This window comes from Rouxiella badensis, assembly GCF_026967515.2.
Lineage (GTDB): Bacteria > Pseudomonadota > Gammaproteobacteria > Enterobacterales > Enterobacteriaceae > Rouxiella > Rouxiella badensis.
Genome location: NZ_CP114062.1, coordinates 2,554,573 through 2,567,185, shown reverse-complemented (window position 1 = coordinate 2,567,185; position 12,613 = coordinate 2,554,573). Strand labels below are relative to the sequence as shown.

General features: G+C 52.1%; 14 protein-coding genes and 2 tRNA genes. 6 read left to right on the top strand and 10 right to left on the bottom strand.

The genetic code is table 11. The annotated features are described in order from the left end of the window. Positions 1-29: 29 nt before the first annotated feature. Entirely contained in the window at positions 30-488 is a 459-nt protein-coding gene (locus O1V65_RS11960) for a methylglyoxal synthase (protein ID WP_017490501.1), read from the bottom strand. Positions 489-601: 113 nt separating this feature from the next. Continuing rightward, on the bottom strand, positions 602-1,252 hold the full coding sequence (locus tag O1V65_RS11955) for a YccT family protein (protein WP_269129754.1): 651 nt from the start codon (positions 1,250-1,252) through the stop codon (positions 602-604). Between the two features lie 191 nt (positions 1,253-1,443). Here O1V65_RS11955 and O1V65_RS11950 point away from each other — a divergent pair, with 191 nt between their 5' ends. Continuing rightward, entirely contained in the window at positions 1,444-1,857 is a 414-nt protein-coding gene (locus O1V65_RS11950) for a CoA-binding protein (RefSeq protein ID WP_017490499.1), read from the top strand. A gap of 74 nt (positions 1,858-1,931) precedes the next feature. Here the strand turns inward: O1V65_RS11950 and hspQ are convergent, their stop codons facing one another. After that, positions 1,932-2,267, bottom strand: a complete 336-nt coding sequence (gene hspQ / locus O1V65_RS11945) for a heat shock protein HspQ (RefSeq protein WP_017490498.1) — start codon at positions 2,265-2,267, stop codon at positions 1,932-1,934. A gap of 55 nt (positions 2,268-2,322) precedes the next feature. Continuing rightward, complete coding sequence (gene rlmI / locus O1V65_RS11940) at positions 2,323-3,516, bottom strand: 23S rRNA (cytosine(1962)-C(5))-methyltransferase RlmI (protein ID WP_026110345.1); 1,194 nt, start codon at positions 3,514-3,516, stop codon at positions 2,323-2,325. 97 nt (positions 3,517-3,613) lie between these two features. Here rlmI and yccX point away from each other — a divergent pair, with 97 nt between their 5' ends. Further along, a complete protein-coding gene (gene yccX, locus O1V65_RS11935) occupies positions 3,614-3,892 on the top strand; it encodes an acylphosphatase (protein ID WP_084912983.1) in 279 nt (92 codons plus the stop codon). 24 nt (positions 3,893-3,916) lie between these two features. On the opposite strand, the gene tusE is transcribed toward yccX, so the two are convergent. Beyond that, positions 3,917-4,246 (bottom strand): sulfurtransferase TusE, encoded by a 330-nt coding sequence (gene tusE / locus O1V65_RS11930; protein ID WP_017490495.1) that lies wholly within the window; start codon positions 4,244-4,246, stop codon positions 3,917-3,919. A gap of 120 nt (positions 4,247-4,366) precedes the next feature. Beyond that, positions 4,367-5,032, bottom strand: a complete 666-nt coding sequence (gene yccA, locus O1V65_RS11925; protein WP_017490494.1) for an FtsH protease modulator YccA — start codon at positions 5,030-5,032, stop codon at positions 4,367-4,369. Between the two features lie 299 nt (positions 5,033-5,331). Here yccA and O1V65_RS11920 point away from each other — a divergent pair. After that, positions 5,332-5,419 (top strand) — tRNA-Ser (locus O1V65_RS11920). Positions 5,420-5,645: 226 nt separating this feature from the next. Here the strand turns inward: O1V65_RS11920 and O1V65_RS11915 are convergent. Together O1V65_RS11915 and O1V65_RS11910 are read right to left on the bottom strand one after the other, a co-directional pair. Next, entirely contained in the window at positions 5,646-6,743 is a 1,098-nt protein-coding gene (locus O1V65_RS11915; RefSeq protein ID WP_269129753.1) for an amidohydrolase family protein, read from the bottom strand. A gap of 148 nt (positions 6,744-6,891) precedes the next feature. Further along, positions 6,892-7,551, bottom strand: a complete 660-nt coding sequence (locus tag O1V65_RS11910) for a TetR/AcrR family transcriptional regulator (RefSeq protein WP_017490492.1) — start codon at positions 7,549-7,551, stop codon at positions 6,892-6,894. Positions 7,552-7,810: 259 nt separating this feature from the next. Here O1V65_RS11910 and O1V65_RS11905 point away from each other — a divergent pair. Continuing rightward, positions 7,811-7,898 (top strand) — tRNA-Ser (locus O1V65_RS11905). A 189-nt stretch (positions 7,899-8,087) separates the two neighbouring features. Beyond that, the gene (locus O1V65_RS11900) at positions 8,088-9,416 is read left to right on the top strand and encodes an NAD(P)/FAD-dependent oxidoreductase (protein WP_084912981.1); all 1,329 of its coding nucleotides are present in this window, start codon (positions 8,088-8,090) and stop codon (positions 9,414-9,416) included. Positions 9,417-9,423: 7 nt separating this feature from the next. Here the strand turns inward: O1V65_RS11900 and O1V65_RS11895 are convergent, their stop codons facing one another. Continuing rightward, a complete protein-coding gene (locus O1V65_RS11895) occupies positions 9,424-10,044 on the bottom strand; it encodes a cupin domain-containing protein (RefSeq protein ID WP_017490490.1) in 621 nt (206 codons plus the stop codon). Between the two features lie 311 nt (positions 10,045-10,355). Between O1V65_RS11895 and osmE the strand changes: the two genes are divergently transcribed. Continuing rightward, positions 10,356-10,688 carry an osmotically-inducible lipoprotein OsmE gene (gene osmE / locus O1V65_RS11890; RefSeq protein WP_017490489.1) on the top strand — a complete coding sequence of 111 codons (333 nt, stop codon included), beginning with the start codon at positions 10,356-10,358 and terminating at the stop codon, positions 10,686-10,688. A 68-nt stretch (positions 10,689-10,756) separates the two neighbouring features. Here the strand turns inward: osmE and O1V65_RS11885 are convergent, their stop codons facing one another. Then, positions 10,757-12,484, bottom strand: a complete 1,728-nt coding sequence (locus O1V65_RS11885; protein ID WP_084912980.1) for a potassium/proton antiporter — start codon at positions 12,482-12,484, stop codon at positions 10,757-10,759. Between the last annotated feature and the right edge of the window lie 129 nt (positions 12,485-12,613).

The window sequence follows — 12,613 nt, the reverse complement described above, 5'->3', positions numbered from 1 at the left end:
ACATCATGCGCGACGCGTTTATTCTGAGATTATTTCAGGCGGTCCTGCAGATAACGCTGATAATCTGGGATGCTGATTTCAACATCCTCTTTGAACAGGGGAGACTGGATTAGGAAATCGGCGGTCGAGCGGTTGTTGGCGACCGGGATATTCCACAGGGTCGCCAGTCGCAGCAGAGCTTTAACGTCTGGGTCATGAGGGACGGCATTCAGCGGATCCCAGAAGAAAATCAGCACATCAATCTTGCTTTCCGAAATCAATGCACCCACCTGTTGGTCCCCGCCCATCGGACCACTCAGCATGCTGGTAACCGGCAGGCCGGTATTTTGCTGCACCAGATTACCCGTGGTACCGGTCGCGTAGAGCACATGTTCGCCAAGCTGAGCCTTGTTGGCATCTACCCAGCTCAGCAGGTTGTTTTTACAGTGATCGTGCGCGACTAGGGCGATATGTTTTTGTTTTGTAATCGTGCGAGTGGTGTATTCCATCAGCCTGGCCTTTAAGAAAAGTATGACTGATAGATTACTTAAACTCGGATTTTCAGGGAAGCATAAAGCGGGGAAATGTCGTCAGGCAGGCCTTATTCGTGACAATTGTCAGATTACTGAGCAGAAAACCATTTCGCCGTCGTACTGCTGCGAGTGTCATGTTGCAACATAGACCACAGAGAAAATGAGAGGTAAACCTCGCTGGCATTGCCCTCAATTCGAGCTGATTCTGGCCTCTGGTTGCTGGCGTTAAGCGTCATCGCGCTTTTTTTCGACAGCGCAAAGGCGGGTATTGAGGCACTCTGGCCCGATAAATTATACTGGTTCATCGCGGCTTCAAGGCTCGTGGCATCGTGAGTTCGTAGCCCCGTAAGCCGGTCCTGTCGATAGTCTATCTGATTCCCTTTTTCGTCGATTAAAGTGATATTCATTTTTTGGCTGAAATCACGACTTTCCTGTTCGGTTGTCAAGGAAGGTAAACGGATGCTGACCGCGTGCAAATTCCTGGCATCAAAGGCGACAATGATCGGCGGGGAGTGATAAACCGCGGTCACCTGCGGAAGGGGTTTGCTTATCTGAAATAATATCTGATGCTGCCCTGCATCTAACTCCAGACTGTCTGCGCCCTTTAAAATTGGCCCTGAAACCAGTCTTCCATCCACAACCAGGAGATCGATTTCTGGCGATAGCTTAAGGCTTAATGCGTAAGCGGGCGCTATCAGGTTAGCCATAAAAATACCGGCAACCATAAAACCAAGATTCATCTTTCTCTCCAGACCTCAATAACTCACTCTCTCATTATTGAATATTGCTTATATTGTGTCAAAGTTTTACAAAATGTATTTTTATTCCTGGCGATGAAACAACTGTCTTCTCAATTTGCGAGGTGAAAACACCTTCACTCTGGTCAGACTGGATTACACTTAGGAAACCTTATCGTGAAGGAGATAAATCCGTGCAAGACAGCGAAGTCAGTCAAATTCTAAAGCAAATCAAAACAATAGCCCTGGTGGGTGCCAGCGATAATCCTTCCCGTCCTAGTTATGGCGTCATGCAATATTTGCTCAGCCAAGGGTACGAGGTCACGCCGGTCAGTCCAAAACTGGCAGGGCAAACGTTACTAGGGCAGACCGTAGTGGCGACGTTAGAGGATATTAAACACCCCGTCGATATGGTGGACGTGTTCCGTAATCCTGAAGCGGCCTATGGCGTTGCTCAGGAGGCGATTGCAATCGGGGCCAAGGTGCTGTGGCTACAGCTGGGAGTCATTAATGAGCACGCGGCGGTGCTGGCAAAAGAGGCAGGGCTCAAAGTCGTGATGGACCGATGCCCGAAAATTGAAATCCCCCGCCTTGGGCTGTCGCATTAAGGTATGAGTTAAACCGCAGGCATAAAAAAACCGGTCAACGTGGACCGGTTTTTTCTATTGAGGGTAACCTCAAATTAGTTGCGCAGGCGCGGTGCCAGCAGCTGACTGCGAACGGACTCCGCCAAATCATCCAGCGAACTTTGTTCTGGATGTGCGATGCGCGCCTCGTGGTCGATTTGAATCTCGGCGAGATAGGTATGGACCGGCTGACCTTCATCATCTTCCATCACAACGTGATACCAGGGGGCGGCACGCATTTTATCGTCGGCTTCAATCTCGCTGACCGCAGGTTTCTCCAGCGAATATTCGGCATCGACGTCGATAACGACGCCCAGATAACCCAACATTCTGTGGCGCACCTGCTGGCCAATACCATACTTGCTGGCGACCCCATATTTGCTTGCTAACATAGCGACCTCCTCAAAATAGCATCTTGAAAGAGATATGGGGCCTAATCGGCAAAAATCAAGCCGTAACCAGGCAGGCAAACCCTTTCAGGTACAGGCCTTCAGGATACGCGCCGGTCACGGGGTGGTCGGCGGCCTGACGGAATTGCTCAACAAACTGAATCTCGCGACCCGCATCGAGTGCGGCATCGGCCAGGATCTTCTGGAACAGATCGGTCGGCAACAGCCCTGAACACGAGAAGCTCAGCAAGATGCCTCCCGGGCGCAACAGCTGAATGGCCAGCATGTTGATGTCTTTATAACCCCGACAAGCGCTGGCCAGCTGGCTCTTGTTCTCTACGAACTTCGGCGGGTCCATAACGATCATGTCGAACTGTTCGCCCTGAGCGCGGTATTTGCGCAGCAGCTGGAACACGTCATCACGCACGAATTCCGCTTTTGTCAGGTCAAGTTTGTTAAGCTCAACGTTCTTTTTAGCAATATCCAGTGCGTCCTGGGAAGTGTCGACGTTAGTCACTTTCTCACAGCCCCCCATCAGTGCGGAGACGGCAAATGCACCGGTATAAGAGAAGCAGTTCAACACTTTACGGCCCGCGGCATAGTTACGCGCCGCCAGTCGGCTGTCACGTTGGTCCAGATAGAAACCGGTCTTGTGGCCGCCTTTGATATCCACCAGCAGGCTCATGCCGTGTTCCTGAATGGGCAGCAGGTCAGGTGGAGTTTCGCCGAGAATCAGACCCTGAGTCAGCTCAAGGCCTTCTTTCTTACGCACGGCTACGTCTGAACGGTCGTAGATTGCACATTCCGGATAACAGTGTTGCAGCGCGCTCAGCAGGGCGGCACGCTGATATTCTGCACCCGCAGACAGCAGCTGTAATACCAGGAAATTCTGGAAACGGTCGATGGTAATACCCGGCAGTCCGTCGGACTCACCGGCAATCAGGCGGTAACCGTCAAGGCCGTCACGTTTGGCAATCCAGTTACGCCAGGTTTGTGCCTGCTGCAAACGGCGGATGAAGAAATCGATGTCGATAGCTTCGTCCTGCTTAAAGCTCCAGACGCGAGCCCGAATCTGAGACTGAGGAGAATAGGCGCCGGTGGCGAGCCATTTTCCCTGATTGTCTACAATATCAATAGTATCGCCGGAAAGTGCCTTTCCTTCGACGCGAAGTACCGCCCCGGAAAACACCCACGGGTGACGACGAAGAAGGGATTTTTCACGGCCTTTGGCCAGATACAAACGTGCAGTCATATAATTAGGTTCAATCAGTCTGGAGACAAAAAAGAGCGACATTGTCCGAGCATGAAGCAGAGAATGCAACGGATCTCATCGCTATGAGGAGATAATTATGCCAAAAACCAGTATAGCCGCTTACGTCTATGGCCGAGTGCAGGGCGTCGGCTTTCGTTATGCCACTCAGCAAAAAGCCAAAGCGCTCGGCTTGACCGGTTACACCAAAAATCTGGACGACGGCAGCGTCGAAGTTGTTGCGTGTGGCGAGCAGCCGGAAATCGAACAATTACTCGAGTGGCTGAAGCAGGGCGGTCCGCAGTATGCCAGGGTCGATAAACTCTTAACCGAGCCTAAGGCGCTGGTAGAATTTGAAGGATTCAGTATTCGCCACTGATTCCAGAATCGCCAGCCTGCGCTGTTAGATACATTTTACCGGTTTTGGCAGTCCGGCTATTTTGGTTGCCTGCTTGGCTGGACCTTCAGGGAATAGGCGATAGAGATAGCGGCTGTTGCCTTTCTCTTCCCCAAGCTTTTGCGCCATGGCTTTTACCAGCATGCGGATAGCCGGAGAGGTATTGAATTCCAGGTAAAAGCTGCGCACAAAATTCACCACTTCCCAGTGTGCGTCTGTCAGAACAATGCCTTCTTGGCTTGCCAGAATCGGGGCCAGCGCTTCGTGCCAGTCTGCGCTGTTTTTCAGGTAACCTTTGGCGTCGGTCTCAATAACCTGGCCGTTAAACTCCAACATATAACCTCTAACTTCGAAATCTTGAAAGCAGGGCGCAAGTTTAGCAAAAAAGCGCCTCCAGCCAAAGAAAAAGCCCCGCCTAAGGCAGGGCTTGATAGCTGGGCCGGTAATAAGAAACTATCAGTTGCTGCGTGATGACAGGCCCAGAATACTCAACAGACTTACGAACACGTTGTAAAGTGAAACGTAGAGGCTGACTGTGGCGCGTATGTAGTTAGTTTCGCCGCCGTGAATAATGTTGCTGGTTTCCCACAGGATGGCACCGGCGGAGAACAGAATAAACAGGCAACTAATCGCCAGTGACAGCGCCGGGATGTGCAGGAATAGATTGGCAACGACCGCCACCAGCAGCACGACAAAGCCTGCCATCATCATTCCCGACAGGAATGACATGTCCTTACGGGTGGTCAGCACGTATGCCGAACAGCAGAAGAACACCAGCGCAGTCCCCCCGAGAGCCAGCATGATGATGTTACCTGCGCCCGCTGCGAGCAGTGAGCTCAGCAACGGCCCCAGCGTATAACCCATAAAACCGGTCAGGGCGAAAGTGCACAAAATACCCGCAGGGCGATCGGCCATGCGATAGGTCAGGAACATCAGCCCATAAAAGCCAACTATCGTCAGCAGCATGCCGGGAGACGGTAACATCAGTACGGTGCTTGCTGTGGCAGTAATTGCGGAGACGCCGAGCGTCAGCGCCAGCAGAAAATAAGTATTACGTAGCACTCGATGCGTGCTGAGCAACGAGCCCGCGCGTGAAGAAGAAGAGGCAACGATACGATCCATTTTTTAATCTCGCTTAGCGACAGAATTGAAGTCGATGAAAAAGCATTCAGGATGAGATAATAGAGAGTTGCTCCTGGCTCACAAAGGAGGTTTACCCTTCTTTACCCCCTAAGCCGGTTCTTTACGCTTAATGAATCAGGAAAGCAGAGATACCCCATTATTCGCGGTCAGGAAATCGACAAAAGGCGCTAAAATGACGATAAAATCAGCACTTGATGCGCGAAAGGCGGTTTTTCAGGCAAATGAATCAATTCCGGCTTTACAAGGTGATGGGCTATGTTTATAGTGCGTTCCGTTGCGGAGGGGTGGCCGAGCGGCTGAAGGCACCGGTCTTGAAAACCGGCGATGGGAAACCATTCGAGAGTTCGAATCTCTCCTCCTCCGCCATAAACAACACAAGAAAGCTGCTAAGAAATTAGCGGCTTTTTTTGTGTCTGGAATTTGGGGGGCTGTGTAAACAAACCAGCCCGAAGGCTGGCTTGAGAGCCATGCGGGCGCAGCCGAATTTTTAACTGGCACCCCACAGGCGGCAACAATGCCTCCATAGGCAGCCCCCATTTCAACCACTCAAAAAAGCCTATTCATTCAGTTTCTTAATTTCTCATTCAGTTTCTCAAGTTATTTTGAGAATGCGCGAAGCATTGCCCCACGCCACGGCGTTTCTCTCCGCGTCGGTCAGCCTGGCTTTTCTGATCCAGTCGGTGGCCACTGCAGTATTCTCGAACGGATAATCTATCGAGAACATGACGTTTTCTTCCCCCAATGAGTCCAGCGCACAGCGAAGGGCAGGGTTGGAGCATACACCTGAGGTAGTAATCACGATGTTTCTGCGCGCGTAATGCGACGGTGGATGCTGCAAGGTATATTTCAGATTGGCGGTGGCGATGCGGCTGTCGAGACGCCACAGTTGGATAGGCAGCGTTTCCCCCATGTGTCCCAGGATAATTTTTGCCCCAGGAAATCTATCGAAGGTCCCGCTGAATATCAATCTCATCGCATGACTGCATGTTTCTACCGCCCAGCTCCATACCGGCCCCCACATCTCAGGGTGCTGGGTGTACATATGCGGATAATCAGGCGGATTTCCGGGATGAATATAAATCGGCACTTCAAGCGCCTGCACGCGTTCCCAGAAAATATCATAGCGGCGATCGTCGAGGTAAAGTCCATCCGTTTCGCCGTTAATCATCGCCCCCTGCATGTTAAGATCTTTAACGCATCGTTCCAGTTCATCGGCGGCGGCTTTGGGGTCTTGCATTGCCAGATGGGCGAATCCGCCGTAGCGTTTTGGATTCCGCTGCATCTCGGCACCCAGACGATCGTTGGCGTATTTTGCCAGCCGTACGGCTTTTGCCGCGTTTGGCTCAACCTGTACACCCGGCCCGGAAAGCGAGAGCACGGCAAAATCGACCCCATTAGTCTCCATGACCTCCAGACGCCCCTGACCAAAGTCTGAGAGAATCGGCACCACTTTATCGAACAACGACGGGCGGATGTTTTGCCGCGTTTCGCCCAGATAGCCTACAAACTCCGGCAGCATAAAATGTTCTTCGAGCGCGATGATACGCCTCGGCGGTTTTACACCGACCTTTGTCTCGTCTGGCGTTGCCGCCTGACTGAGTGAAGTGCTTGCCATAAGCGCAGTACCGCTGGTGGCCATGGCGGTGGCGGCAACGGTGGCCTGACGTAAAAAATCTCTTCTATTGGTCATGATAAATTTCCGGCGTGAAGTCGATTATTTAAGGGTATGGGCAAATTAAGAAACGAAATTCGTTTCTTAATTAAATATACGACTCCACTAACCGGCGAGTAAGGGACAAAGCGTAAAAGGATGTAACGACTTGAGGAAAGCTGATGATTTAGTGCGGCAGTCCCAGCAGCGGTGCCATTAATGTCAGTGCCTCGCGAACCCGCGGGCGAATATCAAATTCCGGCACGGCAGGCAGAATACCCAGCGCAATATCACGCAGGGCGGGAGCAATGATCAGCGCCTGAAGATGTTTTGCGCCATTCTCTGGCCAGCCAGCGGCAATCATCCCCCGTTGTCGTAAATCTTGCAGCCATGCATCCAGCATCTTGCCAGCATTGTCGATGCCGCTTTCACGATAGAGGTTCAGGAAGTGTGTTTTCTGATGGGGGGAATTTTGCAGAAACTTGAATAATGCTACCGATCTTTCCGAAAGAGCGCGTGCTGCGAGGTCGACAAAAAACTGCTCGAGAATAGCGATAGCGTCATGCGGTTTTTTAGGCAGAGGAAGATGATAAAGGGTAAAGGTGGAAGACCAGTCGAGGATGATTTTTTCTAAAACGTCGGTGCGATTGCTGTAAAACCGGTAAAACGTTTTCTTGGCAACCCCAGCAGTACGCGCAATCTCGTCGACAGAAAGTGCCTCCACGTCTTTTTGGAGCAGCAGTTGAAAGGTGGCATTTTGGATTTTTTCGACAAGTTCCGCTTCGGGAACGGCCGGTCGGCCTCTGCCGGAGAATGCTTTGCCCGAGTTTGTCGACTGTTTGTTCACTTTTCATCCTTTTAGCTAATCACCACATTGTATGTCGTGGGCAAGACCTTAATCAATTCACATTAAGTCATTCATTCCACTGATGATGATGTGTTAAGTAAGGGGCGGATTTATCGACGCTTTTTGTCTGCTAAATCAGCAAATAAACGCCGGGTGAAGTTTTTGCATAAAAAAATGGAATTTACGTCTGTTTTTCAAGCAAATGAACAACGTCGGGCTTTACATCCTCATCCCCTAAGTTTATAGTGCGTTCCGTTGCGGAGGGGTGGCCGAGCGGCTGAAGGCACCGGTCTTGAAAACCGGCGATGGGAAACCATTCGAGAGTTCGAATCTCTCCTCCTCCGCCATAAACAACATAAGAAAGCTGCTAAGAAATTAGCGGCTTTTTTTTCATCTGTACTTTTTAAAACGCTCTCATCCAGACTCTCTCTCCTGCCGACTCAGCGCCAATCTCCTTCTGTATCAAGAAAATTCCGGTACACTCAACGTTCACTGTTTCGTAATAATCTTTACTCTTCATTCGATTGAGGTGGGCAATGGGACCGAGTGTCGATCTGGTACCTTCTTCTGAGCATTTCCCCGTCGAGGCCGAGGTCGTGGTGATTGGCGGCGGTATTGTGGGTATCGCCACGGCATTAGCGTTAGTGAAGCAGGGTGTGAAAACGGTATTGCTTGAAAAGGGCACCGTGGCCGCCGAGCAATCGAGCCGCAACTGGGGCTGGTGTCGACGTACCGGACGCGATATTCGTGAACTGCCGTTAATCAACGCCAGTATGCGGTTGTGGGAAACCCTGAATGAAACCACCGGGCGTGAGACCGGATTTCGCCGTCACGGCATTATTTACGCGACTCGAACTGAAGCGCAGCGTGAGCGGCATTTGCGCTGGATAGCGCAGGCAAAACAGTATGATATTGCGAGCCAGATACTTTCCCCAAGCCAGTTAGCCGAGCGGATACCCGGTTTGAAGGCGAACTTTGCTGGTGCACTATTTACTGAAGCAGACGGTCGCGCTGAACCGCAAAAAGCGGCACCTGCGATGGCGATGGCCGCTATGGAAGCGGGTCTTAATCTGCAACAACACTGTGCGGTGCGCAGCATTGAACGTAGCGCCGGACGAGTTAGCCATGTCGTGACCGAACACGGCGAGATTAAATGCCAGTCGGTGGTGGTAGCGGGTGGGGCCTGGTCACGTTTGCTGCTGCAAGGCTGCGGTGTTGAAATTCCTCAGTTAAAAGTGCTCTCTACCGTGCTGCGCACGCGGCCGCTGGAGGCCGACGTTTCTTCCTGCGTCAGTCTCGGCAGTGTGGCATTGCGCAAGCGGCTTGACGGCGGATGGACTGTCGCCAGTTCGGCCTCCAGCGTGGTTGATATCACGCCGGATTCTCTGCGTTTTATGAGACCGTTTATGCCCGCTTTCAAGGTTGAGCGCGCGTCGCTCAAGCTCAGATTTGGGCCACGTTTTATCGAAGAAGCACTCTATTGGCGACCGGGGCAGGCCGATAAACTCTCAATTTATGAACGTATCAGAGTGTTGGATCCCGCGCCGGATCGTGCGCTACTGCGCCAGATGATTGTTGATCTTAAACAGGTTCTGCCGGCGTTTTCCGGTGTACAGGTGGCGCAAAGCTGGGCAGGTCTGATTGACACCCTGCCGGATGCCATACCGGTAATTTCTGGCATCGACAAGATTGCCGGTCTGTTTGTCGCAACGGGATTCTCGGGGCACGGTTTTGGCATCGCCCCTGCGGCGGGTCAGCTGATGGCAGATTTGGTGCAGGGCAGCACGCCGATTGTCGATCCTGCCCCGTTTCGTTTTTCACGCTTTACCGACGGTGAAAGGGTGCACGCGCAGCACTGGCTGTAAGCGTGCCTCATTTATCGTTAGCCGCCGCTGCGGCATTGCGCCACAGCAGCATGCTGCCTTCAGAATGTCCGGTCACCGGATCGGTCTGGGGCAGCGGAACTTTTGCCACCGCCTTGGTGCGCGCCGCCAGTTTTGAAGGTTCATCGTGACATAAATCGGCGGAGACGTTCGGCGGATAAGCCCCCACCATCATAAAGTTATCGTCGGCCGAAACCTGCCTGTGCCCGACTCCGGCGGGCAGCAGCAGCACGTCACCCACGTTAACCTCAATTATCTCGCCTTTCGCTCCTCCCAGTTGCAGCTTGGCCGAACCGGAAAAAACGCCGAGCACTTCGGGGGTGTTGCTGTGGAAATGCGTGAAGGCATAAACACCATAGCGCCACTGTGGCGGCCAGCCGTTAGCGCTGAAAAGGTGCTCCAGATAGCTGGCGTTATCGACCGTATCGGGGGGGATCACGCGGTGATAAATCACGACCGGAAGCGGACTGTTGGGGACGCCGCCCTCAGGCTTGGTGATATGCAAAATTTCCATTGCCACCTCTCTTGGTTCGGCAAAACTCCACCGTGGCAACGCCAGCAACGGCATAAAACCGACAAGAGTACAAAAGCGACGGCGATTCAGCGGCATTGGCACTGCTCCTTGTCCACAGCGTTCGTTGGTCTGATTCAATTAAATGGCGAGCTAAGCGCGATCGAGAGAATAAATTTCTCAGCCAGCATAAATCTCAATGAGTTATCTTCATCAGGTATAGAACAAAAGCGTTGGAATATCACGAAAAAAGCGGCAGCAATGGCACGATTTTAAGACTTCGAGGGGCCATATTTATCAGAAAAAACTGAATTCGGGCCTCAATCAACAAATAAAAGTTCTATAAATTTGATTAACGACCATTTTCTTCTAGGATTAAAAGGACATAAAGCACTTCTGGAGGAGAAGTCATGAATAAGAAAATGTTGATTATGGTTGCTACAGCGGTTTCGGTACTTGCGGGTTGTCAGACTTATGACCGCGCGGCAAGCTATGTTAAAGATCCGGTCGTAAGTGACGTTAAAGTAGGGATGACAAGAGCACAGGTTCGTGCGATTGCTGGCCCACCGTCTTCTGAAATTACCCTTATTCACGCGAAAGGTACCTGCCAGACCTACGCGGTTGCGCCACGTGATGGCAAGGCGCAAACTTATTTCGTGAGTCTTAATGACACCGGCCACGTGATGAATAAAGGTTTCCAGACCTGTGCCGATTACGACAAAGACCCTCAGACCGGCAGCTAATTTGCCTCAGCCCGTTTGAAATAAAAAACCTGCATCGTTGCAGGTTTTTTTGTAGGTTCTCTAAAGCATTACGCCGTTTGTGTGACGATGCGGACCCCGACTTTACTGACGCGATTGCCTTCCATCTCTGCGATGGTCCAGGTGAGGCCGTCCCATTCGATATGGTCACCAATAACCGGTTCCCCGCCCAGCAGCTGAATCACAAAATGGCCCAGCGACAGCGTTTTGTCGATACTGTCATCGAGATTCAACCCGTACAGCTGAGAGATAGCGTCTAGCGGTGCGTCAGCCTCGAGAATAAAGTCACCGAAGAAGCGCTCGTCCATCACCACCGCATTGGTATCGCTAAACAGTTTACCCAACTCCGGCAAATCCTTTTCCTGGCCGATAACGCAGAGAATGTCGCCTTCTTTTAATCGCGTGCTGCCGGTAGGGTGCAGCATAACCGTGCCGCGGAACAGGGCTGCAATACGGGTTTCTTTCGGCATTTTCAAATCGCGCAGCGCGGCGCCGACACACCACTTTTCGGATCCAAGCTGATAAATAAAGTGCTCCCACTGGGTGTAGATATCAATATCCAGGCCCAGGCGAGAAATCGGCGTCGGCGCAGGAGGGATAATCACCTTGGCCTTTTTTGCCGCAAAGCCAAGCGAAGTTCCCTGCAACAGTAATGAAACCAGCACGATAAAGAATGCGACGTTAAAGTACAGATGCGCCTGCGGCAGCCCAGCCATCATCGGGAATACGGCAAGGATGATAGGCACCGCACCGCGCAGCCCGACCCACGAGATGAAGAAGCGCTCGCGCAGGGTAAAGTTTCGGAACGGCAGCAGGCCGACAAACACCGACAACGGTCGGGCAAAAAGAATCATCCACAAGGAAAGCGCCAGCGCCGAGACCGCAATAGGCAACAGGTCACTCGGGGTAAGCAGCATCCCGAGCACCAGGAACATCGCAATCTGGCTAAGCCACGCAAGGCCGTCGAAGGTTTGCATGATACCGTGTTTGCTGCGCACCGGCCGATTACCGAGCATCAGACCGCAGAGATAAACCGCTAAAATACCGCTGCCGTCGAGGCCGACCGTGGCCGCAAAGACCAGCAGCCCACCACTGAATGCCAGCATCGGATAAAGGCCGGTGGGTAGGGTTACGCGATTGATGAGCTGCTGTAACAGCCAGCCGCCGCCGAGTCCGAAGGCAATACCTAGCCCGAACTGGCGAATAACATCGACCAGGAACATCCAGCTGAGGCCGTGTTCACCTTTGGCAATCATGTCGATCAGGGTAATGGTTAGGAACACCGCCATTGGGTCATTACTGCCGGATTCAATCTCCAGCGTGGCGCTAACGCGTTCATTGAGGCCTTTGCCGCCGATCAGCGAAAAGACCGCCGCCGCATCGGTTGAGCCGATGATGGCACCGATCAGCAGTCCCTGCATAATATTAATGTGGAACAACCATGCCGCTGCCATACCGGTGAGACCGGCAGTGATAAGTACGCCGACGGTGGCAAGTGAGAGTGCGGGCCAAAGTGCCACACGAAACGACGAGGCGCGGGTGCGCATGCCGCCGTCGAAGAGGATGACGGCCAAGGCAAGGTTGCTGACCAGATAGGCGGCAGGGTAGTTATCAAAGGCGATATGACCAATACCGTCGACGCCGGCCAGCATACCGATGGCCAGAAAGATCACGAGAATAGGGATGCCGAGGCGTGAAGAAAGCGAGCTAAGCAGAATACTTGCTGCTACCAACAGTGCGCCGATAAAAAAAAGTGTGTTGATAGTACTCGCATCCAATGTGTCTTTCTCCTGTACGTATTACGGCTTTCTTCCTGTCACTGGGTCAATGACTATAATGTTAATTTAACAGGAATTTGTAAACGGCGCTGTGTAAACTTCGGATTTTTATTAAGCGATACGTTAGGT